The 21,395-nt window shown below is 60.9% G+C and carries 17 protein-coding genes; 10 read left to right on the top strand and 7 right to left on the bottom strand.

The features are described from left to right. Positions 1-47 precede the first annotated feature (47 nt). Positions 48-1,490, top strand: a complete 1,443-nt coding sequence (locus LQ220_RS18015; protein WP_230189523.1) for a tetratricopeptide repeat protein — start codon at positions 48-50, stop codon at positions 1,488-1,490. 28 nt (positions 1,491-1,518) lie between these two features. Beyond that, on the top strand, positions 1,519-5,109 hold the full coding sequence (locus LQ220_RS18010) for a hypothetical protein (protein ID WP_230189522.1): 3,591 nt from the start codon (positions 1,519-1,521) through the stop codon (positions 5,107-5,109). Positions 5,110-5,310: 201 nt separating this feature from the next. On the opposite strand, the gene LQ220_RS18005 is transcribed toward LQ220_RS18010, so the two are convergent. After that, entirely contained in the window at positions 5,311-5,649 is a 339-nt protein-coding gene (locus tag LQ220_RS18005; RefSeq protein WP_230189521.1) for a hypothetical protein, read from the bottom strand. Between the two features lie 132 nt (positions 5,650-5,781). Here LQ220_RS18005 and LQ220_RS18000 point away from each other — a divergent pair, with 132 nt between their 5' ends. The 8 genes from LQ220_RS18000 to LQ220_RS17965 all read left to right on the top strand — a co-directional run bounded on the left by LQ220_RS18000 (position 5,782) and on the right by LQ220_RS17965 (position 14,044). Then, positions 5,782-6,141, top strand: coding sequence for a hypothetical protein (locus tag LQ220_RS18000; RefSeq protein ID WP_230189520.1), 360 nt, complete (start codon positions 5,782-5,784; stop codon positions 6,139-6,141). Positions 6,142-6,681: 540 nt separating this feature from the next. Next, positions 6,682-7,458 (top strand): protein ImuA, encoded by a 777-nt coding sequence (locus LQ220_RS17995; protein ID WP_230189519.1) that lies wholly within the window; start codon positions 6,682-6,684, stop codon positions 7,456-7,458. After that, the gene (locus tag LQ220_RS17990) at positions 7,376-9,193 is read left to right on the top strand and encodes a DNA polymerase Y family protein (RefSeq protein WP_354958107.1); all 1,818 of its coding nucleotides are present in this window, start codon (positions 7,376-7,378) and stop codon (positions 9,191-9,193) included. The genes LQ220_RS17995 and LQ220_RS17990 overlap by 83 nt, the downstream gene beginning before the upstream one ends. Next, complete coding sequence (locus LQ220_RS17985) at positions 9,193-12,465, top strand: error-prone DNA polymerase (protein WP_230189518.1); 3,273 nt, start codon at positions 9,193-9,195, stop codon at positions 12,463-12,465. Before LQ220_RS17990 ends, LQ220_RS17985 begins: the two co-directional genes overlap by 1 nt. Then, positions 12,452-12,724 carry a hypothetical protein gene (locus LQ220_RS17980; RefSeq protein WP_230189517.1) on the top strand — a complete coding sequence of 91 codons (273 nt, stop codon included), beginning with the start codon at positions 12,452-12,454 and terminating at the stop codon, positions 12,722-12,724. The genes LQ220_RS17985 and LQ220_RS17980 overlap by 14 nt, the downstream gene beginning before the upstream one ends. After that, a complete protein-coding gene (locus LQ220_RS17975; protein ID WP_230189516.1) occupies positions 12,721-13,143 on the top strand; it encodes a nuclease in 423 nt (140 codons plus the stop codon). Before LQ220_RS17980 ends, LQ220_RS17975 begins: the two co-directional genes overlap by 4 nt. Continuing rightward, the gene (locus tag LQ220_RS17970) at positions 13,140-13,712 is read left to right on the top strand and encodes an alpha-ketoglutarate-dependent dioxygenase AlkB (protein WP_230189515.1); all 573 of its coding nucleotides are present in this window, start codon (positions 13,140-13,142) and stop codon (positions 13,710-13,712) included. The genes LQ220_RS17975 and LQ220_RS17970 overlap by 4 nt, the downstream gene beginning before the upstream one ends. Then, positions 13,709-14,044: a hypothetical protein gene (locus LQ220_RS17965; protein ID WP_230189514.1), complete on the top strand. Its 336-nt coding sequence runs from the start codon at positions 13,709-13,711 to the stop codon at positions 14,042-14,044. The genes LQ220_RS17970 and LQ220_RS17965 overlap by 4 nt, the downstream gene beginning before the upstream one ends. Here the strand turns inward: LQ220_RS17965 and xth are convergent. From xth to LQ220_RS17935, 6 genes are all read right to left on the bottom strand, one after another. Further along, complete coding sequence (gene xth / locus LQ220_RS17960; protein WP_230189513.1) at positions 14,041-14,838, bottom strand: exodeoxyribonuclease III; 798 nt, start codon at positions 14,836-14,838, stop codon at positions 14,041-14,043. The two genes, LQ220_RS17965 and xth, sit on opposite strands and share 4 nt — an antisense overlap. Further along, positions 14,835-15,005 carry a hypothetical protein gene (locus tag LQ220_RS17955; RefSeq protein ID WP_230189512.1) on the bottom strand — a complete coding sequence of 57 codons (171 nt, stop codon included), beginning with the start codon at positions 15,003-15,005 and terminating at the stop codon, positions 14,835-14,837. Before LQ220_RS17955 ends, xth begins: the two co-directional genes overlap by 4 nt. 655 nt (positions 15,006-15,660) lie before the next feature. Further along, entirely contained in the window at positions 15,661-17,943 is a 2,283-nt protein-coding gene (locus tag LQ220_RS17950; RefSeq protein ID WP_230189511.1) for a hypothetical protein, read from the bottom strand. A 6-nt stretch (positions 17,944-17,949) separates the two neighbouring features. Beyond that, positions 17,950-18,882, bottom strand: a complete 933-nt coding sequence (locus LQ220_RS17945; protein ID WP_230189510.1) for a hypothetical protein — start codon at positions 18,880-18,882, stop codon at positions 17,950-17,952. Between the two features lie 265 nt (positions 18,883-19,147). Further along, positions 19,148-20,632: a GT4 family glycosyltransferase PelF gene (gene pelF / locus LQ220_RS17940; protein WP_230189509.1), complete on the bottom strand. Its 1,485-nt coding sequence runs from the start codon at positions 20,630-20,632 to the stop codon at positions 19,148-19,150. After that, a complete protein-coding gene (locus tag LQ220_RS17935) occupies positions 20,629-21,375 on the bottom strand; it encodes a hypothetical protein (RefSeq protein ID WP_230189508.1) in 747 nt (248 codons plus the stop codon). The genes pelF and LQ220_RS17935 overlap by 4 nt, the downstream gene beginning before the upstream one ends. Between the last annotated feature and the right edge of the window lie 20 nt (positions 21,376-21,395).

The raw sequence follows: 21,395 nt of genomic DNA, 5'->3' as shown, positions 1-21,395 counted from the left end.
CCTCGCATTGCCATCCGTATCATGAACCAGAAACAAACTGTAAGATCTTGCTTGCGAATTATTTACATTCTCATCTACAGATTAATGAAATCGCCGCAAAGGCGAGGGCTAAAAGAGTCGGCGGGGGGTCGCGCGACCGTTTCTGTGCTCAGTTCCATATGAAAGGAAGCTCGGTGCGGCGCGTATTTGGGGGCAGTGTTTGTGTATCCGCGGTTATGGCAGTATTGTTTAGTTCCAGTGGCTTATACGCTCAGGAAATTGACAGTACTGCGGCTGCCAAGATCAATGCCGATGATGCCGAACAGTCTTTCCGCTATGCCGCAGACGCGGCTGCGGCAGGAAACATTGTCGGTGCGATATCGGCGTTGGAACGGGTCTTGCAGAACAACCCGGATCTCGACAACGTCAAACTGGAACTGGGGCTGCTGTATTTGCGGGCAGGCAATGTCGATCTTGCCAAGTCGTATCTGCGCCAAGCAGTGAATTCGCCTAATGCGCCGGGATTGGCGCGCGAGCGTGCGCGGATTGCCCTGGGCAGCGCCAACGGAGGGCTGGGCGGCTTCACGCTATCGGGCAGTCTGTTTGCCGGGACGCAGGTACAATCTAATCCAAATGGCTCACCTGGTGCAGTCAGCGTGGCGGGCGCTGGAGGCATTCCCATAATCATATCAGGTGACGACCTTAATATTCCGCGCGGAACGGACGTCTCTGCTTCGTTGGGCGGTTCGCTGCAGCTGCGATATGGCCTTAACAGTCAGCGCGGAAACGACATCGTCGCCGACATGGCTCTCTCGCAAACCAATTATAATGACACCACCGAGTTGGATGCGACATATGTGAACGCCCGCATCGGGCCGCGCTTCTTTACGGGACCAGCAAATGCACCGACAGGTTTCATTCGTCCGGTCGTTACGGGCACGTTCCTCGCGCTGGGACATGCACGCTATTTTGGAGCCCTAGGGGGCGGTATCGAATTTCTCTTTCGTCCGTCTATCGTCACAAACATCGCCGGGCAGATCTCCGTTGAGAAACGCGATTTTCATAATTCCCGTCGCCGTCCGACAGCAGAAGAACAAGGCGGGACCTATACGAGCGGTTCGCTCGATCTGACGCAACAGCTCTCCGCCCGTATGCGGGTGACCGTCGGCGGCCTGTTCGAACATGTTGATGCCAATCGCAGCTATTGGAGCCGGTCAACCTTTGGCGGCCAGGTGGGAGCGCTGTATGCCTTCGGAGCGGGGGCGAAGAGCGTATTATTGCGCGCCAACGGAAGCTATCGACGCAGCGACTATGATGCCGCCGATCCCCTGGTCGATGCTTTGAAAAAGCGAGACGAAGACAGGTTTGATCTGGAGCTGCTGCTCAGCATTCCAATGACCCAGAGGCTGTCGATGGATTTGCGTGGCTCGCAAGTCTGGAACACGTCCAATCTGCCCAATTACGACTACAAGAACACCCTTGGCGCGGTTGGCGTTAGCTACCGTTTTTGACGCCCTTGTGTAACCGAGGTAAAACGACATGACTGAATTTCAGGCTGTTCCATTCCGTTTTCGTCGCACTTCAACAGCATTGAGGGTGCTGATGTCCGGCGCGTGCCTGGCTGCATTGGCGACCATTCCGGCACACGCCGACACACCTCCCGTGACGCAGCAGCTCAAGGCCGAAGCCCAGCGGACGGTCGTCCGGATCGAACGATCAACGGCAACGGCCGAACCGCTGCGCGCCAAGGCGGGCGAGACATTGGAGATCATGCTATCGGACGGCGGCTCGATAGTATTGGCGCCGGGATCCGAGATCGTGATCGACAGTTATGTCTTTGCCGACGGAAAAGGGACACTTTCCCTCACGCTACGGTCGGGATCGGTGCGGCTTATGGCAGGAAACGCGGCTGCCAGCGGTCCTGTTACTGTTCAGTCGGGAGGTACGACATTCCGTCTCAGTTCGGGGGGCATGTTTATAAGTCGTGAGCCCGGAGGCGATCGCGCGTCGTTATTGCTTGGTGGACCGTTGGTTGCCAGTGGCGCTGGACAGACACAAGAGATTGTGCGGCCCGGCTTTGAGCTCAGGACGTCCGCTGACGGAAGCCCTTCGGGCCCACGACGGCAACCTGAAGGGCAAGCATTTGCGGACGCCAGCGCAGTCAATCCCGGCCTGACGTCTGGGGGGCTGGCCAGGATCCTAGGCGGCTCGGACGCTGAAGCAGAAGCCCTCGCCAGAAAGAGCGACGATGGATCGCTGACTCGCACCGAGGTAGCCTCACAGGACGCGACGCCTACCCCAACACCAACACCTTCGCCGACGCCAACGCCAACGCCAACGCCGACACCAACGCCAACACCGACACCGACACCGACACCAACGCCGACACCAACGCCGACACCAACGCCGACACCGACACCGACACCGACACCGACACCGACACCGACACCGACACCGACACCGACACCGACACCGACACCGACACCGACACCGACACCGACACCGACACCGACACCGACACCGACACCGACGCCCATCGGGTTCGGCAATACGCCAGTAGGTGTTTCCACCGGAGGCGCGCTTGCGCTTGGCTTACCTGCTACGGGCGTGGTCGCGTCAAGTGGAAGCGGAAGCACGGGCGATAACGCGGACGATATTGTCGTGGCACAGAATTTCGTGATCACGGATTACGGCGCCGGGTTCAACGGAGAGGGAGGCAGCACTGGCGCGTACGCAAGTCGCGCCCGGTCGCTGACAACCAGCCGGCTGCTACCGTCCGGCAGTTTTGACTATGGTTCGGCAGGTCTCGCCAGTCTTCCCAAGTTTGGCAATTCAGACATCAGCTATGCCGTCTCAACAGGTTTGTCTGTTTTGAATGGTTTCAACGACATCAGAGACTTTATCGATGTGAGGATAACGCCCGATACGATAACCCCTGGTGTCGGCCTCGATCCTCCGGTCTCGATAACCTTCGGCGGTGTTACTTTTACCGATACACAGGGCTTGGGCCTGGGGTACGAAGACAGTCAAGGCCGGACGATACGGCGCGATCAATTCGGCAGTACCGAAGTCTACATGATCGACCTGGAGGTGCCGGATAAAAGCCGATATCTGGAGAGCAATGTCCTCGTTCTGGGCGCCACTATTGGGCTCGATTCCTTCAGCAGCTTCCTCTTCGGTCAGGCTTATCTGCCCTTGAACGCGCTTGGGGCTGACGGACAGATCGTTCGCACGTCCAACTTGCCTTCACAGGTCGCAGCCAACGCATTCAATTCGTTCGATGAAAACGACTATAGTGATTTCTTTGCGAACAAAAATTATACGACATTCGAAGATGTAGAAAATTCGCTGACGGATTACCTGGACAGCATCATAACCGTGGATATTGTCGATGCAGATAGCGGCAATGGCTTTTCACGTACCGGCACACATTCTTCTGTCACGTTGCGGAGCGGGTTCGGCGGCACAGGCGCGGAAAACGAATTGGGGGGCCGTGCGCTCGACAATTTTCTTTTTGCGCAGATATTTGATCAGGCTGGCCGGTCCATATTATTTGCAACGGGCGACGTCGGTAAAACACGCACCGGCGGGGCGACCATCGATACCTTCGGCCTTAGCCGCGGACTGTCTACGCAGGACGCTGTCCAACTTACTGGACAGCCTACATCAACTCTCAATTTCCGGGCATTTTTGCCGCAAAATAGCGCTGGCGACGTACCCATCGCAAACATCGTCCAGACCAATGTTCTTGTAGCCAACCCGGCGGCGGGTGGAAACCTTTCCACGTCGCGCCTGTTCCACGCCGATCTTGGCACATCGGCTAACGGAACCTCCGTGTCCGTATCGGCGACATTTGGCACGCTAGTCTACGACAATGCCGGCTACCCAGACCGCATTCCAACCTACCAGGACGATTCATATTCTGGTCCCGATGACGATATTCCCCCTGATAATTTGGCAATCAACGTCAGCGATCCGCGTGCAAAGGTGACCTTGGAGGGGACGACAATCGGATCGAGCCAACCAACCAGTGGAGCCTCTACCTTGTTCGCGGGGCCGCTGACGGCAACGGCAATCGGCGGCGGACGCGACTGGCAACCGGGGAATGGCACGCAATTGCGCAGCGGATATGCTGGATACCTTGTATTAGAGGGTGCGGCCAATTCTTCGTCCAGCCTTGTTACTGGCAAGGCCAGTCAGCTCGGCGCCAGCAGCTCCGACGAATATGGCTACCTGCGACTTGCTGCAGGATATAGCAGCCAAAGCGATGCCGACACGGTTAACGGGGCGTCGTCGGCTATTTTCCAAGGCTATGTCGCCGGCGCCATCGAAAAGGTTGGGACGACAGGAAGCGTAACGGTGCAACCTTATCTCGGCACCATTTCGGACCTCACGCTCAATCCGGTGGCCAACACGGTCGCTGCCAGCATCAGTTATAATGACGGTTCTGCCAGAACCATGAACTTCGGATCCGGAAGCGACCTCAGCACGTTCATAAAAGATGGCGCATATGGGGCAGCGAGCACGACAGGTGGAGGCAATGCCGCCTTGATCGCCGGTGACGCTGTAAAGGCTGGCCTTGGCACGCAAGGCGCAGCAATCGGTTCGTATCAGCATTTGCAGTGGGGCTTCTTTTTTGGTGATGTCTTGCCCTCAGACCCATCCGGGGCAGAGCGTCGCAACCACAGCGCGCTCTCCACCTGGGTCGCAGGTAAACGATTTACAGGCAACAATGCCGACGTCGGCGCGGATTCTTCGATAAGGGGTTCGGTCAGTTTCAGCGGACATGCGATAGGCACAGTGCTTTCAGACCTAAGCGCAAGTGCGGCCGTCAAGGTCGGGTCTTTCACCCAGCAATGGGACTTGAATGCGAGGACAGGTACGATGGACCTGGCCTTCGATGCGCGCGCCTTCCAGGCTATTCCGCTGGCGGTATCCGGTACTACGGGTTTGGCCTACGGCGGAACGTCTTTACTGGTCGACAGCCGACAAGCTAAAGTGAGCGGAGAACTGGTGGATGTTCCGACCGCACGAGCGCTGCCTGGCGCGACAATCGGAGAATTTCAAGTCCGCAGTGTCGATGGCACTTACCAGGCAAACGGCACTTTTGGAGGCGACCGAGCGCAATAGCGGTGGTTTATAAGACGCATCTCGGGATTGATCTGGTAAAGCACCGTCAGTGCGAAAGCACATCGCCGACCCGACCTACGAGATAGCTGCTAGGGCCAATCGGCATCCGTCATCCGCCCTGCCGCCGGGTTTAGGTTGGCGACGCGAAGATTATTGGGTTTCCGGACCTGTAACCGCTTGAGGCCCCTTATACCTGCGCAATCAGCGTTGCTTCTTTGCGATGGTGGCCGTGAAGTCCGGATCCTTCTTTGCTACCCAGTCGACGAATTTGCGAACATTCGCATTTTCCAGGATGCCCGCCACCTCCATTCCGTGGCGCTGCAGTTCAGAATTGGTGAAATTGGCTATCAGCGTCTGCTGGCAGATAGCGTGCATCGGCACGACATCGCGACCGCCACGACTCTTGGGTATGGGGTGATGCCAAACGATGGTCTTGCCGGTCGGGCGGCTGCATAGCCAGCAGGTCACCACCGCTTCTGGAGCGTCGTCTTCCTGCGAGGGATGATCGCCGGGATCGTATTTCGAATGCTTGCGTGCCATGGTTCGATTTAAGGGCCTTGATGACGGTTCAGCCAGCGCGATGCGACCTTCCGCATCATATTGGCAAGCGCATTCATCGACCCCTTGTCGAAAACCGGCGGTCGCCGGAGCAAATGGGGACAAGATAAAGAAATGACCGAAGCATCGACGCCATGGGATGGAGCACAGGTCCGCAAATGGCTTGAGCGCCGGTGTGAAGCCTCAAGGCTGGATCAGGCTGCAGCGGACCGGCGTGGCTACGAAGCGCGCGACGATTATGACAAGGCCGCCGCAGAGGAATGGGTCTGCCGCGCGCTGAAGAATGCCGATTGCACGAATGTACAAGTCCTGTTCGCCAAGCGCGTCAAGGAACTCATCAGCCAGGAGGAATATCCTGTGACAGGCATCCATGACGATGCCCGGTTCGAACGGCATGTTCGCACCCATCTCAGGAAGCTCGCCAAGATGACGAAGGCAAATGCAGGGTTCGAGAAGACGCTGCACCATCAGTGAAGGGGGCCTGCCGCCCTCGGCATGCGATCGCCTGGACATGCCATCGCCGCCCAAGGGGGGGGTATCGAATTTACCTGTCCAAATATGGTTGGCACGTTTCATAAGGACCAAAGATCAAGCGGGACCGATACGAATGGTCATCTCGTCGATAGCGGCGGGATAATAGACTGCTACAACCGGCCGAGGACAAGCTGCTGCGGAGCGCCGGCACCGGCTCGAACCGCGCCTGCCGCTCATTGCCGGTAGATACAAGCGCCGCCATGTCCGTTGCATCCGCTCTTACACTGGGACATGCGTCATTGCAGGACTGCGGTCTTCGTGAATTGCCTTTGCCGCGTAAGCGCCGCCTGTGCTGATAGCAAGCTAGCCAGGCCTGCGGCTGTTGGCGTGCTGCTATGTTGGTCATATCCTCCCGCGTCTTGCAGAATGACCCAGATAGCGGCGATCCCATGGTCTTGCCCCCCCGCTCACCGCAACCGACTTGACGGCAGACCGGACTCATAGGAACATAAAGGGAACATATGAGTCGTATCCTAGCCTATGCCCTCCTCTCTATCCTTGCCCGATCGGACCTCGGCCGAACAAATCGCGTCGCTACGCGCCGCGCTTTCGAGCGCCAACGAGACGCGCGGGCCAGCCTTGGCGTTCGGCATCGAAGCGGTGGACGATCGGCTTGCCGATCGCGGTCTTGCAAGCGCGGGGCTGCACGAAATCGCGGCGGCAACTGCTAGTCTCAATGACGATGCAGCCGCGACGCTATTTGCAGCTGGCATAGCTGCCAGATTTGCGAGCAAGCGCGGCGATACAGTGCTCTGGGCACTCTCACAGTTCGACCTTTACGCGCCGGGACTGGAGCAGGTCGGGCTTTGCCCCGATCGCATCCTGTATGCACAGGGCAGCAAGGACACGCAGGTGCTGGCGATGGCCGAAGATGGCCTGCGAGACGGCTCGCTCGCCTGCGTGATCGCTGAGGTAAAGGCGGCGGACATGACCGCTACCCGACGGCTCCAGCTTGCGGCATCGGACGGACGAACACCCATATTGCTCTTTCGCCGCCATCGCACTCGCGAGCGCTGTCCCTTGCGCACAGTGTCGGCAGCGATGACGCGGTGGCGGATCGGCTGTGTCGAGTCTGCGCGATTGCCTTTCCCCGGTCTTGGCCGGTCCCGCTGGTCAGTCGAATTGGCCCGCCAGCGTGCCGGTAATCCCTTTTCTCTCGAACTGGAGGCCTGCGATGAACAGGGTCGCCTCGCTCTTCCTGCCGCAGCTCCCGATCGAGCGGCTGCGCGCGGAAGAGCGGTCACGCAGGCCGCCTGACGCGCTGCGGCTCATCGCCGCAGCGCTCGCGCCTCCGGTCGACGACAATGCTGGCGCTTGCTCAGTTCCCCGCGGCGGAGGCTGGCGCCCGGGCGCGCGATGGGCGCGGGACAAGGCGATCGTCGCGAAGCCGAATGCGGCGGACATCGACCGGCTTGCGGCACATCAGCGCCCGACAATGCGCGAGATGGGCCGACGCAGCGAAGCTGCCGACCCGCCCTTCCGCACGCTGCGTGGCAATGATGGCGCATCGAGCCCATCGAAGGCACCGGCACTGCTGACGTGGTCAAATCTTTGGGGCACGCCCACGATCCTGATCGCCCGCACTGGACAGAAAGACGTCGTGACCGCCGCCTGCCTTCAGGCTCTGGAGTTAGGCCTGCACCCTGGAATGGCTGCTGCCCACGCTCGCGCGCTGGTTTCTGGCCTGGAGGTCCTGGACGCCGAGCCCGAAGCCGATCGTGCCTGGCTTGACCGTCTCGCACTGCATGCTGTCCGCAAATGGACCCCCATGGCTGCCGTTTCGGGACCGGACGGCCTGTGGTTCGACCTTACCGGCACGACGCACCTGTTCGGCGGCGAGGCACGCTTCTGCCGCCGGTTGCTTGGCTTCCTCAAACGCCTGGGATTCAGTGCCCAGATCGCGATCGCTGGCACGCTTGGGGCAGCCCATGCATTGGCGCGCCATGGCGGTGCACCGATCATCCTGCTGCCGCCGGGCCATGAAGCAGAGGCGCTCGGGCCCCTGCCCTTGGCGGCATTGCGGCTTGCGCCGGGTGCGCTGCTGTCGGCAGCGCGGTTCGGGCTCGAAAATATCGGCGATCTCTACTCGATGCCACGCGGGCCGCTGGCGCGTCGGCTGGGCCTTGCGACCGTCGAGCGGCTCGACCAGGCCCGCGGCATGGTCGCCGAGCCAATCATACCGGTCATAGCGTTCGAACACCCCAGGGTGACGCGCCGACTGCTCGAACCGATCGGCACGCCCGAAAGCATCACCCAGGTCATATCCGACCTCGTCGACGATCTCGTGCCAGTGCTGCGCCTGCGCGGGCTGGGCGTACGCAAGATCACTCTGGCGCTCGACCGGGTCGATAGCGCGGTCCAGCATATCGGGGTTGGCGCCTCCCAGGCGACGCGGGACGCAAAGCATCTCAAGCGCATGTTCGCGCTGAAGCTTGCCGAAATCGAGCCAGGCCTGGGTATCGAAGCCATGCACCTGGCGGTGCCGCATAGCGAGCCGCTCGGCGCCAGTGCGGTGGCAGGGTTGCTGGAGGATGGTACACAATCGCCGGACCTCACGCTTCTGGTCGATCAGCTTATCGGCCGGTCCGGGGCGTCTGCACTGTTCCGCCTCGCGAGCCAGGAAAGCGACGTGCCCGAACGCGCTGTCAAGCGGGTCGGGCCACTTACCGAGCCGCAAGGCTGGCCGATATGGAAGCGACCCACACGCCTGCTGCCCCGTCCCGAGATATTGCGCAATGTCATCGCATTGCTGCCTGATCATCCGCCGCGCCGGTTCACATGGCGGCGGCAGGATTATCGCGTAATCGCGGGTGATGGACCGGAACGCATACATGGCGAGTGGTGGCGCCGGCCTGGGGAGCTTTGGGCTGTCCGCGACTATTTCCGGGTCGAGGCCGAGGGCGGCGCGCGCTTCTGGCTGTTCCGTCGCGGCGATGGCATCGATGGCCCGACCGGCGATCTGAGCTGGTATATGCACGGGGTCTTCGGCTGATGGGCAACCCTCAAACGCGTTACGTCGAACTCCAGGTCACCAGCCATTTCTCGTTCCTGCGCGGTGCATCGTCGCCCGAGGAATTGTTCGCCGCCGGCGCATTGCTCGGCCATCGCGCGCTGGGCCTGGTGGACCGGGGTTCGGTCGCGGGCGTCGTGCGGGGTTGGGATGGCCAGAAAACCACCGGCTGCCGGATGATACCGGGCGCCCGTATCGACACGCGCGAGGGTCATGCGCTCCTGGCTTATCCGACCAACCGCGCGGCCTGGTCGCAACTGACCCGATTGCTGTCGATCGGCAAAGCGCGCGGCGGCAAGGGCTTGTGCCTTCTTGATCTTGCAGACATAGCCGCCCACGCCGAGGGCATGATCGGCATCCTTCTGCCCGACAGGCCCGATGCCGTCACCGCAGCGCAGCTCGATGACATGCGTCGGGTTTTAGGTATGCGGGGCTATGCGGCCCTGTCGTTCCGGCGGCGGCCCGACGATGTCGCCCGACTGCATTTGCTGGACGATATGATCCGCACGTCAGGCCTGCGTGCGGTCGCGACCGGCGATGTGCTCTATCACACGCCCGAACGCCGCCCGTTACAGGATGTCATGAGCGCGATCCGCGAGAAGTGCCAGGTCGAGGAACTGGGCTTTCGGCGCGAGCGGTTCATGGACCGGAACCTCAAGTCACCCCAGGAGATGGAGCGTCGGTTCGCGGCCTTCCCCGATGCGATCCAGGCCAGCGCCGATATCGCTGGCATCTGTCGCTTCGACCTCGGCGAGATCGAGTACCAATATCCCTATGAGCAGGTGATGGAGGGCCGCACGGCGCAGGAGGCGCTTTCCTGCCTCACCGAAAAGGCCGCGTCGGAGCGTTTTCCAGACGGCGTCCCGCAGCGCTATCGCGACCAGATCGACCATGAGCTTAGGCTCATCGCCCGGCTTGGCTATGCGCCCTACTTCCTGACCGTGAACAGCATCGTTGCCGAAAGCCGAAGGCGCGGCATCCTGTGCCAGGGGCGCGGGTCCGCTGCGAATAGCTGCGTCTGCTTCCTGCTCGGCATCACTTCGATCGACCCGATCCAGCATGAGCTGCTCTTCGAGCGGTTCGTGTCGGGCGAGCGCAAGGAACCGCCCGACATCGACGTCGACTTCGAGCATGAGCGGCGCGAAGAAATCATCCAGTGGATCTACCAGACTTATGGCCGTCACCGCTCGGCGCTGACGGCCGTCGTCACGCGCTATCGCACCCGGGGCGCGGTGGCTGAGGTCGGCAAGGCGCTAGGACTGCCGCGAGACCTGACAAAGATGTTGACGGGCCTCGTCTGGGGTTGGAGCATGGATGGTATCCCGCAGGAACAGGTCGAAAGCCTCAACCTCAACGCCGACGATCATCGGCTCAAGCTGACGCTGGAGCTGGCACGCCAGTTGATCGGCACACCGCGCCACCTCTCGCAACATCCCGGCGGCTTCGTGCTGACCCAGGACCGGCTCGACGATCTCGTGCCGATCGAACCGGCCCGGATGGAGGACCGGCAGATCATCGAGTGGGACAAGGACGATATCGATGCGCTCAAGTTCATGAAGGTGGACATTCTGGGCCTTGGCATGCTCGGCTGCATGAATCGCGCCTTCACTCTCCTCGAGCAAGAAAAGGGCATCACGGTCGGCATGGCCGACCTGCAGGACGACGATCCGGCCGTCTATGCGATGATCCAGAAAGCCGACACGCTTGGCGTGTTCCAGATCGAAAGCCGCGCGCAGATGTCGATGCTCCCGCGCATGAAACCGCGCGAATTCTACGATCTCGTGATCGAGGTGGCGATCGTGCGGCCGGGCCCCATCCAGGGCGACATGGTCCACCCTTATCTGCGACGCCGGGAGGGCAAGGAGAAACCGGAATATCCCCGCCCCGAACTGCGCGCGGTGCTCGAAAAGACACTGGGCGTGCCACTTTTCCAGGAACAGGCGATGAAGGTTGCGATCGTCGGCGCCGGGTTCACGCCAGCGGAAGCGGACCAGCTTCGCCGGGCTATGGCGACGTTCAAGCTTACAGGGGGAGTCAGCCATTTCTACGATAAATTGGTGGGAGGCATGATCGAGCGCGGCTATCCCAAGGATTTTGCCGAGAGGACGTTCAAGCAGATCGAGGGGTTCGGCTCCTACGGTTTTCCCGAGAGCCACGCAGCGTCGTTCGCCAAGATCGCTTATGCGTCCTGCTGGATGAAGCATCATCACCCCGACGTCTTTTGCGCTGCTTTGCTCAACGCGCAGCCCATGGGCTTCTATGCGCCAGCGCAGATCGTTGCCGATGCCCGCAAGCATGGCGTCGAAGTGCGGCCTGTCTGCGTCAACCACAGCCATTGGGACTGCACGCTCGAACCGGCCGACGGGCAATACATGGCCGTGCGCCTTGGCCTTGGGCAGATTCTCGGGCTTGCCAACGGCCATGGCGCGGCGATCGTCGGCGCCCGTGGCCCAGCCCCTTATGACAATTTCGAGGACGTCTGGCGCCGCGCTGGCACGCCGCGCGCCGCGATAGAAAAGCTGGCGGAGGCCGACGCCTTCCACTGCTTCGCCGAGAATCGCCGCCAGGGACTGTGGAAGGTGAAGGGCCTCAGCGAGGCACCGCTGCCACTTTTTGCTGCCGCCGATGCACGGGAGGGCGGTTTTTCGCCCGAGGGCATGGAGCCGACAGTCTCGCTCAGGGCGATGACCCAGGGCCGCGAAGTTGTCGAGGACTATCGATCGATCGGCCTTTCGCTGCGCGGGCATCCGCTCCAGTTCCTTAGGGCCGAACTGGACGCCATGCGCATGGTCACATGCGCCGATCTCGCCTCGATCCGGGACGGCCGCAATGTCGAGGTCGCTGGCGTCATTCTCGTGCGCCAGCGCCCCGGTTCGGCCAAGGGCGTGCTGTTCGTGACGATCGAGGACGAGACCGGTGTCGCACAAGGAATTCTCTGGCCAGATCGCTTCGAAATCTATCGCCGTCAGGTCATGTCCGCCTCGATGATCGCGATGCGTGGGCGGCTTCAGAAAGAAGGGGAAGTCATCCATGTCATCTGCGATCGCATCACCGACCACGATCCAATGCTGCGGTCGATCGCCGGACGACATTTCAAGGTGATGCCAGGGCATGGCGATGGCGCAACCAGCGGCGGCGGTCCCGACCCGCGCGACCCCACATTCCCCAAGGCCCGCACAGGCGTGTCGCCGCCATTCGGTAACATCCAGGAGCAGGAAGAGATTCTCCGCATCCGCAGCCATGACTTCCATTAATACCGACCCACGCACGGCGGGCACGATCAGCCGCGCCCTCAACGTCCTTCGCGAAGCGACCGCGGCACGGGGACAGACGCAGTCGCGCGGTGTCGCCCTGGCGCTCTGGAACCTGCGGCCTTGGGTCGCCGACGACTGGCTGGTCTGCTTTTGGGAAGCGGCCGGATCGGATCACGACATCGGTCGAAGCCAGGGACTTCACGCCGCCTATAACGGCATCGTCCGGCAGGTCCGCAGCAGGGGCGCTACTGTGAAATGAGAAGACACGCTTCCTATATCCCCAGCACCATGAAAGGCACTATCGCCATCATCGCCACCTGTGCCGCAGGCGCCCGGGCCTCACCGGCACTTGCCGATCCGTGTGAAGCTGTGCTGCCGTTTATGGGCTGCGCTTTCTCGGGTCCGGCGGGCTATGTCGGGGATAGCGACGGCCTGTGCGTCAGCCCCGCTGGTCGGCCGACACGCTGGATCGAAGTCCGGCTCGCTGGCCTCTATGCACGGGAACTGCACGCACCCGGCGGGATCGACGCCAAGAGCCGCCTCGAACGGATCGTGATGGGCAAGACGCTGACCTGCCGCGCCAGCAGGTGTGACTACGATCCTGTCGTGGCACGCTGCACGCTGCTGCGGGCCGCGAGCGGTACCCAGGGCCGCCAAGGAAAACCACGGGGAACATGATGCTCGATCTCTTCGCAACGCCTGTCGTGCCCGGGCTGTCGATGCACGACGCCTTTCTCTCGGCGGCCGAGGAAGCGGCGCTCATCGCCCACATTGACGAGACCAGCCTCAGCGCTTTCCGTTTCCAGCGATGGACCGGCAAGCGGCTTACCCGTTCCTATGGCTGGCGCTATGATTTCGAGACAGGCCTGTTCGCGCCCACTGAGCCGATGCCCGAATGGCTCGACGATGTCCGAGCGCGCGCGGCACAGGTCGCAGGCTTATGTCCGGCTGACCTCGTCCAGGCCCTGCTGATCCGATACGATCCGGGCGCCGGGATCGGATGGCACAAGGATCGCCCGGTCTTTGCGCATGTCGTCGGCATATCGCTGGGACACGAAGCAACCCTGCGGCTGCGACGCCGGACCGCCAATGGGTTTGAACGCGCGAAAGCCGAGCTGGCACGCCGCTCGATCTATCACCTGTCCGGTGAAGTGCGGCATCATTGGGAGCATAGCATTGCCCCCATCGAACAGCCGCGATGGTCGATCACCTTTCGCAGCCTTTCCGACCGGAACCGTAGACTGTGAGCGGGCAGGACTATCCCACGACCCCCGACGGTCGTTATTTCGTCGTGCGGGGGCGGCTGTGGCGGACAAGCAATCCCGCGCTCGAGCCTATGCTTCGCGAACGCCTCGTTGGCGCGCTTATGGACGCCCGCCGTGCCGTTGGCGTTGCAAAGCGAACGAATGACCGCGTGGCGGAACAGGCGGCCCATGACGCGGTCGATCGCGCCAAGGTCGCACTTGGCGAACGCGGTCCGGTCTGGTGGGACGACGGCGGACCTGACTTCAACCGTCATCTCGCCCGCACCGGCCCCTATGCAGACTGGTATGCGAAGGTCGCCAAAGAAGACGACTAGCTCTTACCACGACGTTTGGCCTTGGCGGCCAATTCAACACATAGCGGCGCATGGTCGCTGGTCTTTTCCCAGCCACGCGGGCGACGGTCGACGTCGGCTGCGGCAAGCCGCGCGGCGGCTGGCGGATTGAGCAGGATGTGATCGATCCGCAGCCCGGCGTCCCGTTCGAAGGACTGGCGCCAATATTTCCAGAAGGTGTAGATCCGTTCGCCAGGATGGAGATGGCGCAAGGCGTCGGTCCATCCCTGTGCGATCAGGCTCGCATAAGCCTGCCGCACCTCGGGCGCGAACAGCGCATCCTCGCGCCAGCGCTCGGGCGCGTAGACATCCAGGTCGGTCGGCATGACGTTGAAGTCGCCGGCGACGACGACGGGCGCATCCAGTGCGTAGAGGCCTGCCAGATGATCATGCAAGCGCTCGAACCAGCGCAACTTGTAGTCGAACTTGGGGCCTGGCCGGGGATTGCCATTGGGAAGGTAGAGGCCTGCGATAAGGACGCCGTTGACCGCCGCCTCGATGTAGCGGCTCTGGGTGTCGTCCGCATCGCCGGGGAGGCCGCGGCGGGTTTCGTGGATGTCCCCGACCCGGCTGAGGATCGCCACGCCATTCCAGCGCGGCTGTCCTTGCCAGAGTACATCATAGCCAAGATCGCGGATGGCGGCCTCGGGGAACCCGGCATCGGGCGCTTTCAGTTCCTGCAGGCAAACCACGTCCGGCTCGGCTAGTTCAAGCCAGCGCAGCAGCACGGCAAGGCGGCTGTTGATGCCGTTCACATTGTAGGTCGCGATTTTCACGCAGAGAGAAGTGCCTTCAGCACGAAGTCGTTCCCCTTAGGCTCACGCTTGAGGAGTGGGTCAGCCCCCTCCCCCTGCCTGAATTGCCAGCTTATGCCTTCCGCGCGCGGGCTGCCGGACGCTGCCTTGTCGACGTGCCGGTCGAGCATGTCACGCGACGGCGCCAACGTGAAGGCGCGCCACCGCTCGACGAGAGCGAAACGTCCGCTTTCGAGATCGACCGCCGGGCATTCTGCCCCACGAGCCGCTCGCCGCCCGATATCGAAGCTGTGCCCCCTCGCCCTCCTCCAGCTTTTGCCAACGCAGATAATAATAATAATAGCGAAAGCACATAACAGGTCGCAGCGGCGCGGCGGACAGACCTTTGATCTGAAATCGCGAACATGATCACACCATATCGGTCCTGGAACGGAGACAGATTTGGCAAATTATCGCAAGATCGGCAAACCGATTTCGCGCCGCATGGCCTGCGGGTATAGCCTATTCCGGCCAACCGACATGCAAGGGCCAATCGCCTGCGCTTTGGCGCCCCGCCCTGACAAGTGCAATTGCGCCGGTACCGCCCTGGACGCGCGCATCGCAGCCTTTGCGGACGGAGATATGTCCAGCTGTGACGCACTGAGCTTCACCGTTTCGATCGGACCTGCCAGCGTCGCGCCGCTGCCTTATCGCACGTTCGGCATGGTGTGCACGCACGGCGCCTTAGCCTTAAGGGGACAGCGTTTTTCGCCATTTGCTTGATTTTCTCCAATCATAGCGAAGGGCAAAGGGGTCTTGCATCATGCCCAGCTTGCCAGGCTGCGGTCGGCACGACGATCCGCGCTAAGATCCTGCCCGCCGGGGCTTATGCCTTGCGTCCTTGGGCTTTGCTGTCCACCTTCCGCGTGTCCAGGCATATATGCCTGTGCCGAAGACATAAAAGAAAAAGGGTATGAAGAAGATCAGTGCAAAGAACATGATCGCTTCTGTCCATTGCATGATCGCTTGGCCGGCGAGCGTAACGTCCGGCATCCCAAAGAAATCAAGCCGGACCGGCTGCGCCGGCTTTGGTGGGCTTGCTGTAGGATCACCCGCAGCGGTTTCCCCGATCCAATAGATCATCTGGCCCGCCCCAAACACACCGGTTCCGCCCAGGAGGATGTTTAACTGTGTATCGCGCCGGGCTGTAGCCGTGTCCGCTGCTTTTTGATGACGGCGCATCAGATCGCTTGCATGGTCCTCCAGGCTGGCAATGGCCAGTGCAAGGGCTTCCTTCTTGCGCTGTGTTCCCCGTAAGCTCTCCAGTCGTGCGAAAACATCGCGCTCGGTGTCGTAGCGAAAGGGATTGGTGTAACGATAGCGTGCATATTCTGTGTACTCTGCAAGCTTGACCTGGTTGATCGCCATTTCTGCCTCATCGAAGATGTCGTCGCCATCCAGCGTTTCACTTTCGTTCAGTGCCAAGGCCGCGGCGCTCAGCGGCAAACGGCGATCGGCGCGGGCAACCAGCCATTCGATGCGCTCGATGCGCGCCATGCTCTTGGCCTCATGCTCCCGCGCGAGATATTCATTGTGAAGCGCAATCGCGTGGATCAGAAACGCATAGGGACAGGTACCAATATAATCGTTGCCCGTTTCCAAGCTCCGGCTCTTGGGTACATAGGTCACCATTGCGCGGTGGTTGGCATAACGGACGAAGAAGCGCTCTTCGGATTGTTCGGTACTGTCGGGGTAGATGGGGTCGATGCTGTCGAGTATTTCAGACGTGTCCTGATTCATGAAATCGATGATATTCTGGTTAAAACCGGCAAGAAACAGATAGTCGAGACAATCGGTGCGCTGCGGCTCGAAGGCGGGGATCCGCACAGCCTGCGGCAAGGGCAAAGGAGCGCCCGCATCGTCGACGGTCCGTACCGCGGCACCGACGCGCGCTGCCGCAGCCAGTTCTTCGAGGCTGCCGAAGGAGCTATTGTCGGCCTTGCGCAACACCGGTTGGGAGCCCTTGATCCATTCCGCGTAATGCGGTTGCGACGTCACCCAATTCCAGTAGTCTTCATCGAGACGTACGATGCCTTGGCCCGCCTCGGCAACTTTGACCTGCTCGGCCAGCTTATGCTGATACGGCAGATAGCATTGCTCCTGGACCATCAGCTTGCGCGCGACGCTTTCGCCGGTTGCCGGATTGAGCGGCATCAAACGCTTGAAGAAGCGCTCATCCTGGAAAAGGAACATAAACCGCGATTTTGGCACCGTCAGCCCAGGCACCTCGATGAACGGCACTTCCTCGATCAACTGCTCAGCGAGATTAACGACCCGCTTGGTGCCGATTTGCACTGCAATCCGGTCAAAGAGTCTCTCGGCATCGCCCATCATCCGTCGCCGGACAAACGGCCAAAATCGCTCGGGGACGCCATCGGGTTCAGTTACCATCAATGCGTCGAGCGGGGCTATCCCCAAATTCTCATCAAAAACAGAGGCAGGCTGCCCGCGCTTCCAATGTTCGGCCAGTTCGAATTCCTTGGGGGCTGCAAGCTTTTGAAGCAGCGAAAGAAAATAGAAGGTTGCAGGATCGTAGCCGGCCATGTCCCCATCGTCGTCCATAGACGCGTAGTGATGACTAAAGCCGAGATGATAGCTGAGCCCACCATTGTTGTGCGCCAGCCAGAAGCGGCGCATTCGGACGATCCGGTCATCGCCAAGCCCTTTGGGGGACGCCTCGTAGGAGATGCCCTCGGTCATCCATCGCACGGCGGGCGGCGGGGTGAAGATCAGCCGGTCATGCGCGCGTATCGCCTTCTCAGCGGCTTTGCGCTGCTGTTGATGACAGGTGGGTGCGTCAGCGTTCGGCGCCTCGACTGCGGCAAACAGATGTTCCTGCACTGAGCCGAGAACCTCACGATCGGCGATATCGTTGAACAGCGGATCGATCGCATTGCGTAGCAGAAGCGAAGGCAGATGGCTTGCCTGGACAGCACCCATTTCGTCATGGCGCAATGGCCTGTGCGGTCGCCCCGCTGCTGCGGCGACGCGCGCTGAATTTATATAGAGAGACAGTGTCCAATAGACCGTACCGGGCCGTGCGGTTTCATACCCTTGCGCGTCTTCAAAGTCCCCCCGAATGGCCATGTTTTGCTATCCTTCCTTTTCGGCTACGGCAGCCAGCGCACGGAAGCTATCGAACCGGGCCGTCGGTTGTCCCGCGCGAATCCATCGAACCGCAGGCTCGATCGCCAAGAGTTTTACAGGTGCACAACACTGCGCCAGCGCCCCCAGTTGCGCGCCCGCAATACCCGCTGGGAGTTCGACTTCCCCTTTGAGAACGGAGATACGGAAAAAACTCTCCAGATGGTCATGCAACAATCCACGATCGACCCCCTCGCCCGGATAGTCGATTGCCGCATAGATCAGCCCGTCATCGGCGTGCTGGCCTGCTGAAAGAGGCGGCTGGATATAGGGGAAATCCAAGACGCGTGCACCCAGGCGTGCCCAGATAGCAAGCCGGTCGATCTGATCGGTGCCCGAATATGCCGTGTCTGCAGCATATTCCTCCGCTGTTAACCTAAGCGGATCATTCTGCTCGATGAACAGCGCCGGTTGCATTCCCGTGCCGTTCAATTGCAATGCCCTTGCCGCAAGCATACGGACTGCCTGAAGGATTATCCGTAACAGTCCCCGGCCGCGCGCGGCCGCTTCAACATAGACATAATTGAGCGCGATTGACGCGGGCGGCTGCATGGCGCCGCGGTTGATCGTGGTCGCCAGGAAATTGGCGCCGCCAAGCACTGTGCCGCTTGCATCTTCGACGATCGCGACAAGTTCGGCATGCACCCGGCCGAACGCATGGCGGTAGGTCCCATTAAGGGCAAGGCAGGCTTTGAACCCGCTTAATTCCTCACGTTCGTCCGGCAGGATGAAAGCGCGATCATAGCCCGAGAAAAAGCGCAGCAATACGGGCGACGCAGGATCGTCCGATGCCACGACGCGGAGGTCGTCGGTCAGAGCAAAACTGATCTCTCGATTATTGGGCGCCTGGGTTATGTCGAATTCCTGCCTGTGCCCATTCAAAATGGAAATGGTACTGACACTATGTAGTCACAGCATCATTAGGGCTGCGCAAGCCCATCGGGCCATCCCCGGGCCGACTTTATGTCCAAACATTCTCGTTTTCTCAAGTTTCATCTAGCCCAATTCTTGGCCCGTCCAGGACCAACGACGTCCAACCAAAGCGTTGGTCGTACCCCTTTCGTCTCTGCCTTGCTGTATCTGACAAAGACGCTTGCGGCATCGTCCCAGCCCAGGGGCCCGCGCCGGAAGACTGTTTCTGCGCGGATCAAATCGCGCGGCACGGAAACGCGGCTAGTGTTCCATAGAGCTCGCGATAGGTGTCGATGATCTTGCTGTGGCTATAGTCGCGCTCCACCCGTCGCCGCAGTGTAAGGCCCATCTGGCGGCGCAGGTCCGGCGCGCCGACGATCTTGCAGATTGCGTCCGCAGTCGCGCGCGGATTGACGAGCGGGGTGATGATGCCTCCTGCGCCCTCGTCACCAGGGCGCCCCTCTATCATTTCCCTGCAGCTGCCAACGTCAGGGGCAACGATCGGAATATGGCAGGCTCCTCCTTCCAGAATCACCAGCGGTTGCGCTTCGGAAAGGCTGGTAAGAGCCAACAAGTCGATGCGCGCCATCCATTGTTCGATATTGACCCGGCCAGCGAACTCAAAGCAGTCGGAAAGGCCCAGCTGCTCCACCAGGGCAAAACATTCAGTGGCATAGTCGCCATCTTCGTCCAGGGGGCCAAGGACAACGAAACGCACCTGGGGATCAGTGTGGTGCACCATTGCCGAAGCGCGAATGAAGGTCTTGATATCCTTGATCGGAACGACACGACCGATGAGGGCAACCAATGGCGCAGCGGGATCGCGCGCATCCTCGACATGGTCAAAACGGGCCAAATCAATCCCGTTGGGAATGATACGCAGACGTTCCGGCGGCGCCCCAAGCAGTTTCTGCACATCGCTATTGGCGGCATAGAGCGCTACGATCAGATCACTAGTGGCGTAGCAGGCGGCAGAGTAATGGCCAAAGGCTTGCCTCCACAGATCACGCAGATCCTTATTGGTCGGCTCCAGGGCCAAACCATGATCTACCTGGTCCCCGATCCAGTCTGCCATCAATACCTCTATCTGGCGTTCCAGCTGATATATCCCATGCTCGGTCAGGCAAAGCGGCCGTCCGGTCTCTATTGCAGCGCGGGCAGCAAACAGGCCGGCAAAGCCAGTCGAGATACTGTGATAGGCGCGAGCGCGTGGCAGCGGTGCCAGACACATGGCGAGCAGCCCGCCAAGGAGCACATGCGTCGCCCAGAAAAAATGGTGGAAGGAGGATCGGTCAAAATCTGCCGCATATTCACGCCGCAGCAGGGCAAAGGTCGAAGGATGGGAGAGCAGGTCATGCACCTGAGGGGTCGGCTTGATCTGGCGCAATGCCAGGAGCAACGACCGCAAGGTTTCACTGCCCCCCTGATGGACAAAGGTGGATGCCAATTGCATGATCGTTTTCACATGCGCTTTAGGCAGGCGGCGCGGCATACGCCTTTGGGTGGACAGCGCAACTTCGGTAACGCCCAGAACATTGGACGGCGGGTTGATTTTCCAGGCCAAAGCCTCATCGGACGGTTTGATCGCCACGATGTGAAAGCGGATGTCAGGCAGGTTGGTCATCAAATCCTGCAGCCAGCCGGATACGCCGCCCACGACATAAGGATAGGCGCCTTCGACGATCAGACAGATGTCTGCTTCGGCCACGGGATCGATCATGAGTGGCACGGTCCCGGACCGGTTCTGCCCTCGCCATCCTGCCACGCACCGTGCCCTGCCCACCACCGTGCAGCCGATCGCGTGCGCGCACATGGCCATCGATTATGGTCAGCCGCCAGGCCTGACAGCGCGTCGATCGCTGCCCAGTCCTTTGCCGCCCAATGGGCTTCAAGTGCCTGATGCAACGCGCCGCCGTTGGTCTCGTCCGCATTGGCCACATCGGTGGCGATCTGGTGGCGCTGGGTGTCGGATAACAGGATATCGAACCGGCTATAGTCCAGCAGCGAGGGTTCAAGTCGGGCAATGGTGGCGGCGTCCTTGATGGCCACCGCTTTTGCAAATGCCAGACGTTCTTCGGCAAGCCGTTGGGACAGGCGGTTTGTGGCTGCTGCGGCCAAGGCGCGAATCGTCTGGTCCTCGTCGGTCAGCGTCTTGGCGATCACCGACGATAACCGGGGATCATAGCTTCGCACGGCGGTTTCCAAGGCAGCCCGGCGATGGTCAACTGGACCATGGCGCAAAATGGTGATCAACGACCCAAGATCGTTGGCGTGCGGATGCCGGACGCGGCCGTCGAGGAAACGCGCAACCATTGCGCGTGCACTCTTGTGCGCCTGCTGTTTAGGATCTACGCAGGGGTCGCCAGGGGCAGGACGCTGTCGGGATCGGACACCGATGGTGGGGACAACCATGGCAAGAGCGATCATCGCCGGTCCCAGCGCCATTGCCAGAACAGGAGCCATCTGCCTTGCGCGGCCTGACC

The sequence above is a fragment of the Sphingobium sp. CECT 9361 genome (assembly GCF_918741285.1).
Lineage (GTDB): Bacteria > Pseudomonadota > Alphaproteobacteria > Sphingomonadales > Sphingomonadaceae > Sphingobium.
Note: the sequence above shows the minus strand (reverse complement) of the source record. Positions and strands in the feature narration are given on the sequence as shown.